The organism is Georgenia sp. AZ-5, assembly GCF_043952095.1.
GTDB lineage: Bacteria > Actinomycetota > Actinomycetes > Actinomycetales > Actinomycetaceae > Georgenia.
The window spans coordinates 2,509,323-2,526,697 of record NZ_JBINOU010000001.1 but is presented as its reverse complement, the minus strand read 5'-3'; the positions used below and the strand labels follow the sequence as shown (position 1 = coordinate 2,526,697).

14 protein-coding genes are annotated in these 17,375 nt (G+C 75.2%); 3 read left to right on the top strand and 11 right to left on the bottom strand.

The genetic code is table 11. The features are described from left to right. Window positions 1-54: 54 nt before the first annotated feature. A complete protein-coding gene (locus ACF0H8_RS11820; protein WP_395289105.1) occupies window positions 55-792 on the bottom strand; it encodes an MBL fold metallo-hydrolase in 738 nt (245 codons plus the stop codon). A gap of 250 nt (window positions 793-1,042) precedes the next feature. On the opposite strand from ACF0H8_RS11820, the gene ACF0H8_RS11815 reads away from it, so the two are divergent. Both ACF0H8_RS11815 and ACF0H8_RS11810 read left to right on the top strand, forming a co-directional pair. After that, on the top strand, window positions 1,043-2,932 hold the full coding sequence (locus ACF0H8_RS11815) for a DUF349 domain-containing protein (protein WP_395289104.1): 1,890 nt from the start codon (window positions 1,043-1,045) through the stop codon (window positions 2,930-2,932). Window positions 2,933-2,995: 63 nt separating this feature from the next. Then, a complete protein-coding gene (locus ACF0H8_RS11810; RefSeq protein WP_395289103.1) occupies window positions 2,996-5,335 on the top strand; it encodes a HelD family protein in 2,340 nt (779 codons plus the stop codon). 55 nt (window positions 5,336-5,390) lie between these two features. Here the strand turns inward: ACF0H8_RS11810 and ACF0H8_RS11805 are convergent, their stop codons facing one another. The 10 genes from ACF0H8_RS11805 to pdxT form a co-directional block, all read right to left on the bottom strand. Continuing rightward, window positions 5,391-7,703: a RelA/SpoT family protein gene (locus tag ACF0H8_RS11805; RefSeq protein ID WP_395289102.1), complete on the bottom strand. Its 2,313-nt coding sequence runs from the start codon at window positions 7,701-7,703 to the stop codon at window positions 5,391-5,393. A gap of 103 nt (window positions 7,704-7,806) precedes the next feature. Beyond that, a complete protein-coding gene (locus ACF0H8_RS11800) occupies window positions 7,807-8,358 on the bottom strand; it encodes an adenine phosphoribosyltransferase (RefSeq protein ID WP_395289101.1) in 552 nt (183 codons plus the stop codon). After that, window positions 8,355-9,455, bottom strand: a complete 1,101-nt coding sequence (secF, locus tag ACF0H8_RS11795) for a protein translocase subunit SecF (RefSeq protein WP_395289100.1) — start codon at window positions 9,453-9,455, stop codon at window positions 8,355-8,357. Before secF ends, ACF0H8_RS11800 begins: the two co-directional genes overlap by 4 nt. Beyond that, a complete protein-coding gene (gene secD / locus ACF0H8_RS11790) occupies window positions 9,455-11,830 on the bottom strand; it encodes a protein translocase subunit SecD (RefSeq protein ID WP_395289099.1) in 2,376 nt (791 codons plus the stop codon). The genes secF and secD overlap by 1 nt, the downstream gene beginning before the upstream one ends. Before the next feature lie 57 nt (window positions 11,831-11,887). Continuing rightward, window positions 11,888-12,406: a preprotein translocase subunit YajC gene (gene yajC / locus ACF0H8_RS11785; RefSeq protein WP_395289098.1), complete on the bottom strand. Its 519-nt coding sequence runs from the start codon at window positions 12,404-12,406 to the stop codon at window positions 11,888-11,890. A 204-nt stretch (window positions 12,407-12,610) separates the two neighbouring features. After that, entirely contained in the window at window positions 12,611-13,633 is a 1,023-nt protein-coding gene (gene ruvB, locus ACF0H8_RS11780) for a Holliday junction branch migration DNA helicase RuvB (RefSeq protein WP_395289097.1), read from the bottom strand. Then, a complete protein-coding gene (ruvA, locus tag ACF0H8_RS11775) occupies window positions 13,626-14,237 on the bottom strand; it encodes a Holliday junction branch migration protein RuvA (protein WP_395289096.1) in 612 nt (203 codons plus the stop codon). Before ruvA ends, ruvB begins: the two co-directional genes overlap by 8 nt. A 52-nt stretch (window positions 14,238-14,289) precedes the next feature. Beyond that, entirely contained in the window at window positions 14,290-14,907 is a 618-nt protein-coding gene (ruvC, locus tag ACF0H8_RS11770; protein WP_395289095.1) for a crossover junction endodeoxyribonuclease RuvC, read from the bottom strand. A 207-nt stretch (window positions 14,908-15,114) separates the two neighbouring features. After that, complete coding sequence (locus tag ACF0H8_RS11765; RefSeq protein WP_395289094.1) at window positions 15,115-15,876, bottom strand: YebC/PmpR family DNA-binding transcriptional regulator; 762 nt, start codon at window positions 15,874-15,876, stop codon at window positions 15,115-15,117. 8 nt (window positions 15,877-15,884) lie between these two features. Next, complete coding sequence (pdxT, locus tag ACF0H8_RS11760) at window positions 15,885-16,562, bottom strand: pyridoxal 5'-phosphate synthase glutaminase subunit PdxT (RefSeq protein ID WP_395289093.1); 678 nt, start codon at window positions 16,560-16,562, stop codon at window positions 15,885-15,887. Window positions 16,563-16,635: 73 nt separating this feature from the next. Between pdxT and ACF0H8_RS11755 the strand changes: the two genes are divergently transcribed. Next, the gene (locus tag ACF0H8_RS11755) at window positions 16,636-17,358 is read left to right on the top strand and encodes a hypothetical protein (RefSeq protein ID WP_395289092.1); all 723 of its coding nucleotides are present in this window, start codon (window positions 16,636-16,638) and stop codon (window positions 17,356-17,358) included. Window positions 17,359-17,375 lie beyond the last annotated feature (17 nt).

The following is a 17,375-nucleotide window of genomic DNA, read 5'->3' as shown; positions in this document are numbered from 1 at the left end:
GCACGCACGCGCCGGGCGTGCACGCCGCTCGGCGGACGCCGGGCGTCGCCTCGCTCAGCGCGTGCCGAGCGCCTCGCGGAGGTACGGGTTGGTGGCGAGCTCGTGGGCGAGCACCGTCGCGGGGCCGTGGCCCGGCAGCAGCACGGTGGCGGGGGGCAGCGCGCGACCGAGAGTGCGCAACGTCGAGGCCATCTCCTTCTCGTCCCCGCCGGGCAGGTCCGTGCGGCCCATGGAGCCGGCGAAGATCACGTCGCCGCACAGCCCGACGGTGTACGTCCCGTCGGCGTCCGGTTCCGCACCGTCGGGCAGCACGCCCGGCGCGTCCACCGGCCCGCGCACGAGCAGCACGACCGAGCCCTCGGTGTGGCCGGGGGCGGGGACCGCCCGCACCGGCACGCCGGGGACGAGCTCGGCTCCGCCGCCGCTCAGCAACGCCCCGGGGATCGGGGCCGCGCCGGGCGGGCGGCGCCACGGGGTGCCCGCGAGCTGCGCGAACATGGGCCCGAGCTCGGGCCCGAGGGCGCCGGCCGGGTCGTCCAGCCGGTAGAGGTCGGGAGCGGCCGCGTAGACCGGCGCGTCGCCCGCCACCTCCGCGGCGTCCCACAGGTGGTCGGCGTGCCCGTGCGTCAGCACCACGGCCCCCACGGTCAGGCGGTGGCGGGCCAGCAGCTCGGCCACCGGGCCGGCGGCACCGGCGCCCGGGTCGACGACGACGGCCGGCCGGCCCTCCCCGCTCGCCACGACGTAGCAGTGGGTCTCCAGGGCCGGCGCGGTGACGCGGAGCAGCAGCATGGGGGTCAGGCTATCGGCGCCGCGCGCCGCCCCCGCGCCACGCCCGGACGGCCGGGCTTTTCGGAATGCGGTGTGATCCTGGTCGCTCCATTCCCTAGACTGAGGACCTCACCACGCCCCCGCCCGGCGGGGGCGCGCGCCCGCCGGGCACGCGCACGCGTGATGGGGCCTCCACGGCGCGCCGCGCGAGGCGCACGACGAGAACGGTGTGGCACCTGCCAACCCCGTCACGATGAAGGAGCGGCATCCAGTGACCGAGCAGTCCAGCCCCAGCGACATCCGCGACGACCGCGCCGACCAGCCGACCGAGGGTGCCGAGGCGGACGTGGTGCCCGCGGCGGGCGCGGTCGGGCGGCCGGAAGCCGTCACCGACCCCGCAGAGCCGGGCACCGAGGCCATCCAGCCGCCCGCCGGCGACGCCGTGCAGCCGCCGGTCGACGACGCCGTGCAGCCGCCGGTCGACGACGCCGTCCGGCCGCCGGTCGACGACGCCGTCCGGCCGCCCGCCGGGGGCGCGACGCAGACGCCGGTGGACACCTCTGCTGAGGAGCCGGTGGAGGCCGCGACCCAGCCGCAGCTGGAGAATGCCGAGCCGGCGGCCGACGCCGCGCCCAGCCCGACGCCGGCCCCGGCGGCCGAGGCCCCCGCCGCCGCGCCGGACGCACCTGCCGCCGCACCCGAGGCGCCCGCCGCCCCCGCGCCCACGGACGCCGCGACGCCGTCCCCGGCGGCGCCCGAGACCGCCGCCCCCGAGACCGCGCCCGAGACCGCCGCCCCCGAGACCGCGCCCGCACCGCGCCCCACACCGCGGGCGTTCGCCCGCCCCGCCGGGCGCCCCCGGGTGCCCGCCGCGCCGGAGGTCGCCGCGCCCGTCACGCCGCCCGTGGACCCCCACGACGCCGCCGAGGCCGCCGCCTGGGGCCGCGTGGACGACGACGGCACCGTGTGGGTGCGCGAGGCGACCGGCGAGCGGGTGGTCGGCCAGTACACCGGCGCGGACCGCGAGGAGGCGCTGGGGTTCTACGTCCGCCGCTTCCTCGACCTGCAGGCGCAGGTCGCCCTGTTCGAGGCGCGGCTGCCGCAGCTCTCCGCCAAGGAGATCGACCAGACCATGGCCACGCTGACCGAGGCGCTCGCCGAGCCCACGGCGGTCGGCGACCTCGACGCCCTGCGGACGCGGCTGGACCAGCTCCGCGCCGTCGCCGAGCAGCGTCGGGAGCAGGCCGCGGCCGAGCGCGAGGCCGCCCGGGCGCAGGCGCTGGCCGCCCGCACCGCCATCGTGGAGAAGGCGGAGAAGATCGCCGCGCAGGACCCGGCGAAGACCCAGTGGAAGCAGTCCGGCGAGCGGCTGCGCGAGCTGCTGGACTCGTGGAAGTCGGCCCAGCGCTCGGGCCCGCGTCTGGACCGCCCCACCGAGGACGCCCTGTGGAAGCGCTTCTCGCACGCCCGCACCGCGTTCGACCGGCACCGCCGCCAGTACTTCTCCGAGCTCGACGCGGCGCAGGCGCAGGTCAAGGCCGCCAAGGAGCTCCTCATCGCCCGCGCCGAGGAGCTCTCGAGCTCGACGGACTGGGGCCGCACGGCTGCCGCCTACCGCGAGCTGATGGACGAGTGGAAGGCCGCCGGCCGGGCGGCGCGCAAGGACGACGACGCCCTGTGGGCCCGGTTCCGCGCCGCCCAGCAGAGGTTCTTCGACGCGCGCAGCGAGCAGAACGCCCAGGTGGACGCCGAGTTCGCGGAGAACCTCAAGGTTAAGCTCGAGCTGCTGGAGCAGGCCGAGGCGCTGCTGCCGGTGACCGACGTCCGCGCCGCCAGGGCGGCCCTGCGCCCGATCCAGGACAGGTGGGACGAGGCCGGGAAGGTGCCGCGCTCGGAGGTCCAGCGCGTCGAGGGCCGCATGCGCGCGGTCGAGCAGGCGGTGCGGGACGCCGAGCAGGCCATGTGGCAGCGCACCGACCCCGAGAAGAAGGCCCGTGCCGAGGGCGCCGCGGCGCAGCTCGAGGCCGCGATCAGCGCCCTGGAGTCCGAGCTGGAGCAGGCCCGCGGCACCGGCGACGCCAGGCAGATCGCCGAGGCGGAGGCCGCGCTGCAGGCCCGCCGGGCGTGGCTCGACCAGGTCCAGCGCACCGCGCAGGACTGAGCCCGGGTCGCGCCGGGCGGCCGCCCGGAATCCCCGGCCGGCCGCGGAGGTTGGCGGTGGACGATGTCGCGTCTGAGTGAAGAGCTGGCCCGGGAGCAGGACCACCTCGACAAGCTGTACGCCCGGGTCGACCAGCTCCGGGCGGAGGTCGAGGCACAGCTGGGGCGGGTGCTGGATCACGCGGGGCGCAGGGCCCAGGACCTCCTCGAGCGGGACGCCCGCGCGGCTCACCTGGCGCAGCGCCGGGCGGCGCTGGACCGGGCCGAGAACGGCCTCTGCTTCGGCCGGCTCGACCGCGCCGACGGGTCGTGCACGTACGTCGGGCGCATGGGGTTGCGCTCCGCCCCGCCCGAGCGGCGGCCCCTGCTGCTGGACTGGCGCGCCCCGGGCGCGCGGGACTTCTACGCCGCGACGGCGGCCCGGAACAACGGCGTCGTGCGGCGGCGGCACCTGCGCACCGAGGGCCGCCGCGTCGTCGGCGTGGAGGACGAGCTGCTCGACCTTGTCCGCGCCCCCGACGGCGCTGCGCTCGTCGGCGAGGGCGCCCTCATGGCGGCACTCACCGCCCACCGCACCGGCCGGATGGGCGACGTCGTCGCGACGCTGCAGGCCGAGCAGGACGAGATCATCCGGATGCCGCCCTACGGTGCGCTGGTGGTCCAGGGCGGGCCGGGGACCGGCAAGACGGCCGTCGCCCTGCACCGGGCCGCGTACCTGCTCTACGCGCACCCGCTGATCGCGGAGCGCGGCGTGCTCGTGGTGGGCCCGAACGACACCTTCCTCGCCTACGTCGAGCAGGTGCTCCCCTCCCTCGGGGAGAGCCAGGTGGTCCTGACGACGGCCGAGGAGCTCTATCCCGGCGTCGTCCCCGCGCGGGAGGAGCCGGCCGCCGTCGCCCGGGTCAAGGGCCGTGCCGAGATGGCCCAGGCGATCGCGCGCGCCGTCCGCGCCCGGCAGGGCTCCGGGGACGGGGCGGACGTCACGTTCCAGGGCGACACCTACCACCTGGACGCCGGGACGCTGGGCGCCGCCACGCGCCGCGCCCGGGCCACCGCCCTGCCGCACAACGTGGCCCGGCGGGTCTTCCGCCGGGAGGTGCTCGACGCGCTCACCGGGCTCGTGGCGGACCACGACCGCGCGCTGCTGGAGCAGGTCGACGCCGGCCTGGAGGACGAGCTGCGCCGGCTGGACGCCGCGCTCGCACGGGAGGAGGACCTGCTGCCCGCCCGGGTGGGCGGCGCGGGGACCGAGGTCACGGGCACGGTGGCCGAGCACGAGCTGCCCCACCTGCGGCGCGAGCTGCTCGACGACCCGGGCGTCGCCGCGGTGCTCGAGGACCTGTGGCCGCTGCTGACGCCGGAGGCGCTGCTGGAGGACCTCCTCGCCGACCCGGAGCGGCTGCGGGCGGCGGCGGGCACGCTGGCGCCCGCGGACCGGGCGGCCCTGCGCCGGGACCGCGGCTCTGGCTGGACCGCCGCCGACGTCCCCCTCCTGGACGAGGCGGCGGAGCTCCTCGGCACGGACGACGGTGACGACGCCCGCGAACGGGCCCGGCGGGAGGAGGCCGTCCGGTACGCGCGGCGGGTGCTGGCCGCCGGGTCGGACAGCGACCTGCTGCCGTCGGTGACGGCGCGGGACCTCGCCGAGCGGTTCGCCGAGCGCGACACGCGCACGCTGGCGGAGCGGGCGGCCGCGGACCGCACGTGGACCTACGGGCACGTCATCGTCGACGAGGCGCAGGAGCTCTCCCCCATGGCGTGGCGCATGGTGGCGCGGCGGTGTCCGGCGACCTCGATGACGGTGGTCGGCGACCTCGCCCAGGGGGTGGCCGCGGCGGGCGCGGCGTCGTGGGAGGACGTCTTCGACCGGCTGCTGCCGGGGCGGTGGCGCAGCGTGACGCTGTCCGTCAGCTACCGGACGCCGCGGGAGGTCATGGCCGCCGCCGAGCCGGTCCTGCGGGCGCTCGACCCCGCCGCCGCGGCCCCGGCCTGCGTCCGGGCGGCGGGCGTCGAGCCCTGGCGCCGCGAGACCGACGCCGGCGCCCTCGCCGGGGCGGTGGTGGCGGCGGCCCGGGAGGAGGCCGCGACGCTGGCGGGCGGCAACCTCGCCGTCATCGCCCCGGGTCCCCGGGTGCCCGAGCTCGGGGCGGCCCTCGCGGGGGCGGTCCCGGGCGTCTCCTACGGCGACGGCCCGGACCTCAGGGCGCCCGTCACGGTGCTCACGCCCGACCAGGCGAAGGGGCTGGAGTTCGACGGCGTGCTGGTGGCCGACCCCGCCGGGATGCTGGCGGCGCCGCGCGGCCTGTCCGCGCTCTACGTGGCGATGACCCGCCCCACCCGGCGGCTCGGCGTCGTGCACGCCGGCCCGGTGCCCGGCGTGCTCGCGCACCTGCCGGCGTGCTGAGCGCGCGCCGGGCGTCGTCGCGCACCCGCGGGGGGCGCTGACCGGGCGGGCCCGCTCAGGGCGCCGGGGTGGGGGTGCTCCTGGTGCCGGTGACCCGGTAGGCGTCGAACACGCCGTCGATGCGGCGCACCGCGGCCAGCACGTGGCCGAGGTGGGACGGCTCGGCCATCTCGAAGACGAACTTGCTCAGCGCCACCCGGTCCCGGGACGTCGAGACCGACGCGGACAGGATGTTCACGTGGTTGTCCGACAGGACCCGTGTGACGTCGGAGAGCAGCGCGTTGCGGTCGAGCGCCTCCACCTGGATCTGCACCAGGAAGGTGCTCTGCGCGCGGGCCGCCCAGCTCACGCCCACCATGCGCTCGGGCTGGGCGCGCAGCCCGTCCACGTTGCCGCAGTCGGCGCGGTGCACCGAGACGCCCTGGCCGCGGGTGATGAACCCGACGATCGGGTCCCCGGGCACCGGGGTGCAGCACCGGGCGAGCTTGACCCAGATGTCGGTGTCCGACATGCCCTCGACGATGACGCCCGAGTCACCGGTGCGGTGCCGCGGCCGGTGCTCGCCGGGGACGGTGGCCTCGGCCAGGGTCTCCTCCGCGCCGGGCTCGCCGCCCATGGACTGCACGAGCCGGTGGACGACGTTGTTGGCCGAGACGTGGTTCTCGCCGATCGCCGCGTACAGCGCGGAGACGTCGGCGTAGCGCATCTCGGTGGCCAGCGCGGTGAGCGACTCGTGGTTCATGAGCCGCTGGATCGGCAGGTTCTGCTTGCGCATCGCCTTGGTCAGCTGCGTCTTGCCGGCCTCGATGGCCTCCTCGCGCCGCTCCTTGGTGAACCACGCCTTGATCTTGTTGCGGGCCCGCGGGCTCTTGACGAAGGACAGCCAGTCCTGGCTGGGCCCGGCGCCCTCGGCCTTGGAGGTGAACACCTCCACGGTGTCGCCGTTCTCCAGCGTCGAGTCCAGCGGCACCAGCCGGCCGTTGACGCGCGCCCCGACGGTGCGGTGGCCGACCTCGGTGTGCACGGCGTAGGCGAAGTCCACCGGCGTGGCGCCGGCGGGCAGCGCCATGACGTCGCCCTTCGGGGTGAAGACGTACACCTGCGAGCCGGACATCTCGTAGCGCAGGGAGTCCAGGAACTCGCCCGGGTCGGCGGTCTCGCGCTGCCAGTCCACCAGCTGGCGCAGCCACCCCATGTCGCCCGGCTCGGTGCCCCCGGACTTGGCGTTGGGGTTCTCCTTGTACTTCCAGTGCGCGGCGACGCCGTACTCCGCCCGGCGGTGCATGTCGTGCGTGCGGATCTGGATCTCCACCGGCTTGCCGCCCGTCCCCACCACGGTCGTGTGCAGCGACTGGTAGAGGTTGAACTTGGGCATGGCGATGTAGTCCTTGAACCGCCCCGGCAGGGGCGTCCAGCGGGCGTGCATCGCGCCGAGCGCGGCGTAGCAGTCGCGGACGGAGTCGACCAGCACCCGCACGCCCACGAGGTCGAAGATGTCGTCGAAGTCCCGGCCGCGGACGATCATCTTCTGGTAGATCGAGTAGTAGTGCTTGGGCCGGCCGGTGACCACGCCGCGGATCTTGGCGGTGCGCAGGTCCGACTCGATCTGCTGGATGACCGTCGCCAGGTACTCGTCGCGGGCGGGCGCCCGCTCGGCCACGAGGTGCTCGATCTCCTCGTACACCTTCGGGTAGAGCGTCGCGAAGGAGAGGTCCTCCAGCTCCCACTTGATCGTGTTCATGCCGAGCCGGTGGGCCAGCGGGGCGTAGATCTCGAGGGTCTCCCGGGCCTTCTTCCCCGCCTTCTCGGCGGGCACGTACTTCCACGTGCGCGCGTTGTGCAGCCGGTCGGCGAGCTTGATGACCAGGACCCGGATGTCCTTGGCCATCGCCACCACCATCTTGCGGACGGTCTCCGCCTGCGCGGCGTCGCCGTAGGTCACCTTGTCGAGCTTGGTGACGCCGTCGACCAGCAGCGCGATCTCGTCGCCGAACTGCCCGCGCAGCTCCTCGAGCGAGTACCCGGTGTCCTCCACCGTGTCGTGCAGGAGCGCGGCGGCGAGCGTCGGCGGCGTCATCCCCAGCTCGGCGAGGATGGTCGCCACGGCCACCGGGTGGGTGATGTAGGGGTCGCCGCTCTTGCGCAGCTGCCCGCGGTGCGCCCGCTCGGCGACCTCGTAGGCCCGCACGATCAGCTGGGTGTCGGCCTTCGGGTGGTTCGCCCTCACCGCACGCAGCAGCGGCTCGATGGCCGGCGGGCTGGAGTGGCCGCGCGATCCGAGCCAGACCAGGCGGGAGCGCACGCGGGAGCCAGGCACCACCGTGTCGGCGGCGCCACCTTCTCCCGTCGAGACGCGTTCCCCGGCCATTGCTCGATCCTACGGCGTGGGCCTCGGTGCCGACGACCGGGCCTCCGCCCGCCCGTCCGCACGGCGCCGGGCCGGGGCCCGCGTCGCCGTCGGGGACATGACGCTAGTAGACCAGCACCGAGTCGACCTGGTACCCCTCGAGCTTCGTGCGGCCCCGCAGGGCGGCGAGCTCGAGCAGCATGGCCAGGGCGACGACCTCTCCCCCGCTGCGCTCGACCAGCTCCACGGCGGCCGCCCCGGTGCCCCCGGTGGCCAGCACGTCGTCGATGATGAGGACGCGCTGGCCCTCCTGCACGGTCTCGGGCCGCAGCTCCATGCGGGCGGTGCCGTACTCGAGCGCGTAGTCCACGCCGATCACCGGGCCGGGCAGGCGGCCCGCCTTGCGGACGGTGATCATGCCGACGCTCAGCTGCAGCGCCAGCGGCGCGGCCAGGATGAACCCGCGTGACTCCAGCCCGGCGACGGCGTCGATGGTGCCGTCGTACTTCTCCGCCAGCCCGCGCACGAGCGACCCGAACGCCTCGCCGTCCGCGAGCAGCGGCGTGATGTCCCGGAACAGCACGCCGGGGGCGGGGAAGTTCGGGATCTCGCGCACGTGGTCGCGCACGAGGTCGGTCAGCTCCGCGGGGAACGCGGAGGCGGGGGCTGTGGTCATCGGCGGCCTCTCTTACGTTTGGGCTGGGCCGTGACGCCCAGGTGGTGCCCTGCCACGACGCCGACGCCCAGGTCCTCGGCGGTGGCGGACAGGTTGACGTTCTCCTCGCCGTGCGCGGCGCGCGCCTTGGCGCGGGCGGCGAGCACCGAGCGGGTGTGCCTGGCGATGGGCCCGCGCCGCTCCCGCAGCTCGACCTCCACCGGCGCGGCGATGAACACCGACGACCAGGTCGACAGCAGCATGCCGACGAACAGGGCGAGGGCGATGTCGCGCAGCGTGCCCGCGCCGAGCAGGAAGGCGCCCACGAACAGCACGGAGGCCACCGGCAGCAGGCCCACGACCGAGGTGTTGATCGAGCGCACCAGCGTCTGGTTGACGGCCAGGTTTGCCGCCTCGGCGTAGGTCCGCCGCCGCTGGTTGAGCACGTTGACGTTGTTCTCGCGCACCTTGTCGAACACGACCACGGTGTCGTACAGCGAATACCCCAGGATCGTCAGGAACCCGATCACCGACGCCGGCGTGACCTCGAATCCGACCAGCGCGTACACCCCGACGGTGACGACGAGGTCGTGCAGCAGCGCCACGATCGCGGCCACCGACATCGTCCAGGTGCGGAAGTACGCCGCCATCACGACGGAGACCAGGACGAGGAAGATGACCAGCCCCTGCAAGGCCTTGGCGGTGACGTTCGAGCCCCACGTCGGCCCGACGAACGTGGACGTCACGTCCCCGGCGGGCACGTCGTACGCCTCGGCGAGGGCCTCCTGGACCTGCTGGGTCTGCTCGTCGTCCAGCTCGGCGGTCTGCACGCGGAGGGAGTCGTTGCCCACCTCGGACACGCGCGGCGGCTCGTCGGAGCCCAGCTCCTCCAGCACGTCGTAGGCGGGCTGCTGGTCGAGGGTCGAGGCGCCGGAGATGGTGAACTGCGACCCGCCCCGGAACTCGATGCCCGGGTTGAGCCCCTTGAGGCCGAGCAGCAGCAGCGAGGCCACGACGAGGGCTCCCGCGATCGCGAACCAGGTGCGACGCCGCCCGATGAAGTCCACCGACCGCTTGCCGGTGTAGAGCTCGTTGCCGATGGTGGCGAGGCTGGCCATCACCGCTCACCTCCCGTGGTCGCGCGGCCGGTATCGTCGCGCGGCTCGCCGCCCGGACGGGGGTCGGCTGACGGCGTGGTCTGGCCCGCCGGCGTGGCCTCGGTCGTCGGCGCGGCGTCGCCCGACGGCGCCGCCTGGGCCGACGGCGCGGCCTCGCCCGACGGCGTCGCCTGGGCCGACGGCGTGGCCTCGCCCGCCGGCGCGGCGTCGCCCGACTCCGTCGCCCCGGTCGCCTGCATGCCGGCGCGCGCTTCCTCCTCGCGCTGCCTGGCCGCGGCCCGCTCGGCGGCGCGGCGCTCCGCGATCGTCAGGCGCCGGCCGTCCTCCCCCACGGCGGGGGCGGGCAGGGGCGCGCGCTCCGGTGCCGGACGCCGGCGGGCCCGCGGTGCCGTGGTGTTCGCTGCGGGCTCGGCGGCGGCGGTGGCGCCCGCGTGGGCGGTCGCTCGCTGCGTGCCGCTCCCGGCAGCGCCGGACCCGGCGGTGGCCGACCCGGCCCTGCCCGGCTCCGCGGTGCCGGTCCCGGCCGCGTCGGAACCAGCGGCGCCGGCGCCAGCCGTGCCGCTCTGGGCCGCGTCGCTCCCGGCCGCGGCCGCCTTCGCGGTCGCGCCGCCCTTCACCCCGGCGCCGACCAGCTCGGGCTCGGGCTCCTCGGCGACCGGACGGACCGGCCGGGCGGGGCCGAAGCGGCCGCGGCCGCGGTACGTCATGGACGAGGCGCCGAGGTGGGCCGGGTCGAGGCCGGAGAGCCGGTGGCCCTGGCCGAAGAACTTGGTGCGCACCAGCAGCTGCATCAGCGGGTGCGTGAACAGGACGACCACGACGAGGTCGATGATCGTCGTCAGGCCGAGCGTGAACGCGAAGCCCTGGACGCCGCCGACGGCGAGGAAGTACAGCACGACCGCGGCCAGGAAGTTCACGGCGTCGGACGCCATGATCGTGCGGATCGCCCGTGTCCAGCCGTGCTCGACGGCGGCCTCGAGCACCCGGCCCTCGCGCACCTCGTCACGGACGCGCTCGAAGTACACGATGAACGAGTCCGCGGTGACGCCGACCGCGACGATGAGGCCGACGACGCCCGGCAGCGAGAGCCGGTAGTCGAGCGTCCAGGACAGCAGCGCGATGACGAGGTAGGTGAGTGCGGCGGAGATGACGAGGCTCGCCACCGCGACGAGGCCCAGCCCGCGGTACTGCCAGAGCATGTACAGCACCACGAGTGCCGCGCCGATCAGACCGGCGAGCACGCCGCGGGCGAGCTGCTCGCTGCCCAGGGTCGCGGAGATCTGGTCCTCGGACTGCACCTCGAAGTTCAGCGGCAGCGAGCCGAAGTTCAGCTGGTTCGCGAGGGCGTTGGCGGTCTCCTGGTCGAAGCTCCCGCTGATCTGCGCCCGGCCGTCGTAGATGGCGTTCTGCACCACGGCGTTGGAGACGACCAGGCCGTCCAGGACGATGGCGAACTGGTTCTGCGGTGACTGCAGGCCCAGCAGCCGCTCGGTGAGCCCACCGAGGGCCGCGGTGCCCTCGCGGTCCATCTCCAGGCTGACGACCCACTGGCCGGTGCTCATGCCCTGGGAGTTCACGCCGATGCCGGCGCTGGCGGAGGTGACGTTGGTGCCCTCGATCTCGGCGGGACCGAGGATGAACTTCGAGGAGCCGTCCTGCGCGCAGGACACGAGCGGCGCGGCCGGGTCGTCCTGCACCCCGCCCGCGAGGTTCGCCGGGTCGGTGCAGTCGAGCCGGTAGAACTCGTAGCTCAGCCGCTCGGTGATCCAGCTCAGGTCCGACGCCGACGTCGGCTCCGCCGCGGGCTCCGTCGAAAGCTCGCCGTTGCCGTCGGTGTCCGCCGCCTGCCGGGCGGCGGCGTCGATCTCCTCTGGCGTGGGCGGCTCGGTGGCCTCCTCGGTGGGCTCCGCCGTCGGCTCCTCGCCGGACTGCGCCGCCTCGAGGGCCGCGGGGTCGATGGTGCCCGGTCCCGCGATGGTCAGCACCGGCCGGAAGCGCAGCTGCGCCGACTGGCGCACGAGGTCCAGGGTCTCCTCGGACGGCGTGCCCGGGAGCGAGACCACGATGTTCGACCCGCCCTGGCTGGTGATCTCCGCCTCGCTGACGCCGGAGGCGTCGACGCGCTGGCGGATGATCTCGATCGCCTGCTCGACGTCCTCCGGGGTGACCTCGGAGTCGTCGGTGGCGGTCGGCGTCAGGATCAGCTGCGTGCCGCCCTGGAGGTCCAGGGCGAGCTTCGGCGCGAAGGACGCCGGGTCGTCATCGCCCTTCGTGGCCTGGATGCCGGCGACCAGCGAGCCGGCCAGGGCCGCGATGAGGACGAACAGCAGGACCAGTCTCCGGCCAGGCCGGGGTCTCTTCGGGCGTTGCGCCACCGGTGTCTTCTCTCGTGCAGGGCCCGCCGGTCGGACGGCGGGAATGTGATTCGGGCGTCAGGCGCGCGGTGCGGCGCCGGGTCCGCGGTCCTCGCCGTCCTGAGGCTCGCCCGCGGCCCAGGGGCGCTTGGGCGCCTCGCCGTCAAGTGGGCGGACGTCGTCGACGACCGGGCCGCTGGGCTCGACGGAGGTGGCGCCGCCGACGACCGGGCCGGTCTCGGTCAGGGAGGCGGCGTCGTCCGGCACGACGACGGACCCTTCGGTCTCGTCCTCGTCCACCGGCGCGTACGGGGGCTCCTTGGCCTCGCGGATGGCGCTCTTGACCCAGATCGTCTCCACGCCGGAGGGGCTCTCCAGCGTGACGACGTCGCCGTCGATCTCGATCACGCGACCGAAGAAGCCGCCGATCGTCATCACCCAGGTGCCGGGGACGAGCTGTTCCTCGAGGCGCTGACGCTGCTGGGCCTGCTGCTTCTTCCCGCGACTCGTGACGAACCACATCATGGCGATCATGAGGGCGAGGAAGATGAAAATTTCCATCAGGCGGTTCTCCGGTCGGTCGAGGGCGATATCCACACGAGTCTAGGCGAGGCGCGGCCGTGCCCCCAACACCCCGCCGGGAGCCCGGCCCGGCGTCTGGGCCAACCCCGGGCGCCCCGCCGGGCCCGGCGCCCGACGCACCGTCACGCGAGGAGCCGGGCGCGCCGGACGAGAACCAGCTGTGGCTTCCGGCCGCGCGCAGCGGCGGTGCAGGCTCCCTCGGGCGCGGGCGCGCTCCCGTCAGGTGAAGAGCATGCCGTCGCCGGGGCGCTGCAGGCCCAGGTGGTCGTACGCGGCGGCCGTGGCCATGCGCCCGCGCGGCGTCCGGACCACCAGGCCCTCGCGCACCAGGAAGGGCTCGGCGACCGTCTCCACCGTCTCGGGCTCCTCCCCCACCGTCACGGCGAGCGTGGTCAGGCCCACGGGGCCGCCGCCGAAGCGGCTGCACAGCGCCTGCAGCACCGCGCGGTCGAGCCGGTCCAGCCCGAGCTTGTCCACCTCGAAGACGTCCAGCGCGCCGTGCGCCGCGGCGAGGTCGAGCACGCCGGTGCCGCGCACCTGGGCGAAGTCCTGCACGCGACGCAGCAGGCGGTTGGCGATGCGGGGCGTGCCGCGCGAGCGTGAGGCGAGCTCCGCCGCGGCGTCGTCGTGCAGCTCGACCCCGAGGAGCCCGGCGCTGCGGCGGAGCACCTGCTCGAGCTCGGCGGCGGTGTAGAACTCCAGGTGCCCGGTGAAGCCGAACCGGTCGCGCAGCGGCGCCGGCAGCAGCCCGGCCCGGGTGGTGGCGCCCACGACGGTGAACGGCGGGAGGCTCAGCGGGATGGACGTCGCGCCCGGGCCCTTGCCGACTACGACGTCGACCCGGAAGTCCTCCATGGCGAGGTAGAGCATCTCCTCGGCGGGGCGCGCGAGGCGGTGGATCTCGTCGATGAACAGGACGTCGTGCTCCTGCAGCGAGGACAGGATGGCGGCGAGGTCGCCCGCGTGCTGGATGGCGGGCCCGGACGTCAGCCGGAGCGCGCCCTCGACCTCCGCGGCGATGATCATCGCCAGCGTCGTCTTGCCCAGCCCGGGCGGGCCGGAGAGCAGCACGTGGTCGGGCGGGGTGCGCCGGGCGTTGGCCGCGTCGAGCACGAGGGAGAGCTGGTCGCGCACCACCTCCTGGCCGACGAAGTCCGCCAGCCGCCGCGGGCGCAGCGCCGCCTCGGCCGCGCGCTCGAGGTCGTCGGCGCCGGCGTCCACGACGTCGCGCGGATCAGCCACGACCGTGCCCGCCGAGGTGCTGCAGGGCGCCGCGGAGGATGGCGGGGACCTCGCTGGGCGCGTCGTCCGCACCGAGCACCGTCTCCACGGCCGTTGCGGCGACCTTCTCGGTCCACCCCAGCTGGACGAGCGCCTCGACGACCTCGGGCGCGCGCTCCTGGCCGGCGGGGGCGACGGCGGCGACCGTGGGCACGCCGTCGGCGGGGGCGCCGAGCTTCTCGCCCAGCTCGAGCACGATGCGCTGGGCGCCCTTCTTCCCGATGCCGGGCACCCGCTGCAGCGCGGCGAGGTCCTCCCCCGCGACGGCGCGGCGCAGCCCGTCCGGGGTGTGCACGGCCAGCATCGCCAGGGCGAGGCGGGGCCCGACGCCGGAGACGCCCTGGAGCGTCTCGAACACGGTCCGCTCGTCGTCGTCGGCGAAGCCGAACAGCGTCAGGGAGTCCTCGCGGACGACGAGCGACGTGGCCAGGCGCGACTGCCGGCCCACCACGAGCCCGGTGAGGGTGGTGGGGGTGGCGTGCACCAGCATGCCCACTCCCCCGACGCGCACCACGGCGTGGTCCAGCCCGACGGCCTCGACCTCGCCCGTCACCGACGCGATCATGCGTTCCCTCTCTACGGCAATGTGGTGCGAACACCTGTACGACTGGATTAACCTACCCTCTGGGTGCGACAGCCCCGGCCCGCCGCGCCGCGCGCTCGGCCTCCGCCCAGGCGCGCTGAGCGGCGGTGAGCCCGGCGCCGGTGGCGCGCGGCAGCGTGTCGGCGCCGCCGTAGCTCGCCCGCACCGCGCTGCCGACGCCGCCGCCGCGCCAGGCGTGGCAGATGGCCAGGGCGAGGGCGTCGGCCGCGTCCGCGGGCTTCGGCCGCTCGCTCAGGTGCAGGATGCGCATGACCATCTCCTGCACCTGGAGCTTCTCGGCCCGGCCGTTCCCCGTCACGGCGGCCTTGACCTCGCTCGGCGTGTGCAGCGCGAGGGGCAGGTGGGCCCGCGCCGCGGCGAGCATCGCCACCCCCGCCACCTGCGAGGTGCCGGTGACGGAGCGCACGTTGGCCTGGGCGAAGACGCGCTCGACGGCGACCACCTCGGGCCTCAGCCGTCCGAGCCAGTCGTCCAGCGCCTCGGCGACCGTCAGCAGCCGCAGGTGCGGCGCCTGGTCGGCCGGGGTGCGCACGACTCCGACCTCCACGAGCGAGACCGTCCGACCGCCGCCGGCGTCGACCACGCCCAGACCGCAGCGGGTCAGGCCGGGGTCGACTCCGAGGATGCGCACGCGCTCACCTTCCCACCGCGCGCCCGCACGGCGGCGCAGCGACACTGCGCCGCCCGCCACACCCGCCGCCCCTGGACCGCAACCATCCCCCGCCCGCGACCTGTCATCTCTTCCGCGACATGTCAGGCCCGCCCGCGCGGCGCGCGATGCCGTCGGATCCGGGAGCAGATGACACGTCGGGGAGAAGATGATGTCTCGCGCCGAGAGTCAGTCCTCGTTCTCGAGCTCGGCCATGACCTCGTCGGAGGCGTTGAAGTTGGCGAAGACGTTCTGGACGTCGTCGCTGTCCTCGAGGGCGTCGATGAGGCGCAGGACCTTGCGGGCGCCCTCGGCGTCGACGTCGACCTCCATGGAGGGCACGAACTGCGCCTCGGCGGAGTCGTAGTCGAGGCCGGCGTCCTGCAGGGCGGTGCGCACCGCGACGACGTCCCCGGCCGCGGAGAGCACCTCGAAGGACTCGCCCAGGTCGTTGACCTCCTCGGCGCCCGCGTCCAGGACGGCCGCGAGGACGTCGTCCTCCGTCAGGCCGTCGTTCTTGGGCACGGTCACCACGCCGCGCCGGGTGAACAGGTACGAGACCGAGCCCGGGTCGGCGAGGTTGCCGCCGTTGCGGGTGAACGCCACGCGCACGTCGGACGCCGCGCGGTTGCGGTTGTCGGTGAGGCACTCGACCAGCACGGCGACGCCGCCGGGCGCGTAGCCCTCGTACATGATCGTCTCGTACTCGGCGCCACCGGCCTCGGCGCCGGAGCCGCGCTTGACGGCCCGGTCGATGTTGTCGGCCGGGACGGAGTTCTTCTTCGCCTTCTGGATGGCGTCGTAGAGCGTGGGGTTGCCGGCCGGGTCACCGCCGCCCGTGCGGGCAGCCACCTCGATGTTCTTGATGAGGCGCGCGAAGAGCTTGCCGCGCTTGGCGTCGATCGCCGCCTTCTTGTGCTTGGTGGTGGCCCACTTGGAGTGACCGGACATGTTGCTCCTCAGCTGGTCAGTTGCTGCTGGGTCGGCAGGAGCGCGTCGCGGACCATCTCGACGAAGAGTCGATGCACCCGTGTCTCTCCCCCGATCTCGGGGTGGAAGGAGGTGGCGAGCAGCCTGCCGTGCCGAACTGCGACGATCTTACCTTCGGCCGTCGCCTCCCCCGCCGCGGAGCCCCGCCGGGCCGTGCGCGCGAGCACCTCGACGCCGTCGCCGACCTGCTCGACCCACGGCGCGCGGATGAAGACGGCGCGCAGCGGGGCGACGTCCTCGCCCGCGCCGAGCGCGGGGGCCAGCAGGTCCTGCTCGAAGGAGTCCACCTGGCGGCCGAAGGCGTTGCGGCGCACGGTCATGTCGATGCCGCCGAGGGTGCCCTGGTCGCTGGTCGCCCCCTGGACGCGGTCGGCCAGCAGGATCATCCCGGCGCACGACCCGTACGCCGGCAGGCCGGCGGCGAGCCGCTCGCGCAGCGGCTCGAACAGCCCGAACGCGTGCAGCAGCTTGTCCATGGTCGTGGACTCCCCGCCGGGCAGCACGATGCCGTCGACGGCGGCGAGCTCGGCCGGACGGCGCACGGAGGTGGCGTTCGCGCCCGCCGCCGTCAGCGCGGCCAGGTGCTCGCGCACGTCGCCCTGCAGGGCGAGCACGCCGATGGTGGGACGGTCCGGGGAAGGTGTCACGGCTGACGATCCTACGTCGTGCGCGGCTTTCCCGGCCGCGCGCCCGGTCGCCGCCGCAGCTAGCCTGTGCCGCGTGCCCGCCCCCTTGGTGGTCCCTGCCCGGTACTGCGGCCCGCCGCACTCGGCCAACGGCGGCTGGGTCAGCGGCCACGCGGCGCGCCTGGTCCGCACCACCGCCGGCCTGCCGGCCGTCAGCGTGCGGCTGGTCAGCCCGCCGCCCCTGGACCGTCCCATGCGGGTCCGGCCGGCGGACGGCGCAGTCGAGGTCCTCGACGACGAGCACCTGGTCCTGCGGGCCGGCCCGGCCGCCGCCCCGGCCGGCGACGTCCCGGACCCGGTGCGCTACGACGAGGCAGTCGCGGCCGGGGCGTCCTTCCCCGGGCTGCGCGACCATCCCTTCCCGACGTGCTTCGTCTGCGGCACGGCCCGCGACCCGGCCGACGCCCTCGCACTGCGCCCGGGGCCGGTGGCGGGTGGGAGGCGGTTCGCCGCGGCGTGGGTGCCGGAGGAGCCGGCGGCCGAGCTGGTGTGGGCGGCCCTGGACTGCCCGGGTGCCTGGGCGCTCGGTGTCGGCGGGCGCCCGATGGTGCTCGGCACCATGACCGCCCGCGTGCACGCGCTGCCCGACGCGGGGGCGGAGCACGTGGTCATGGCGTGGGCCCGGGGTGTGCAAGGACGCAAGCACCTCAGCGGGACGGCGCTCCACGCGGCCGACGGGCGGCTGCTGGCACGGGCGGAGGCCACGTGGATCGCGGTGGACCCGGCACAGGTGCGTCCGGCGTCGGCCGCGCCCTGACCGGCGACGTCTCTCCC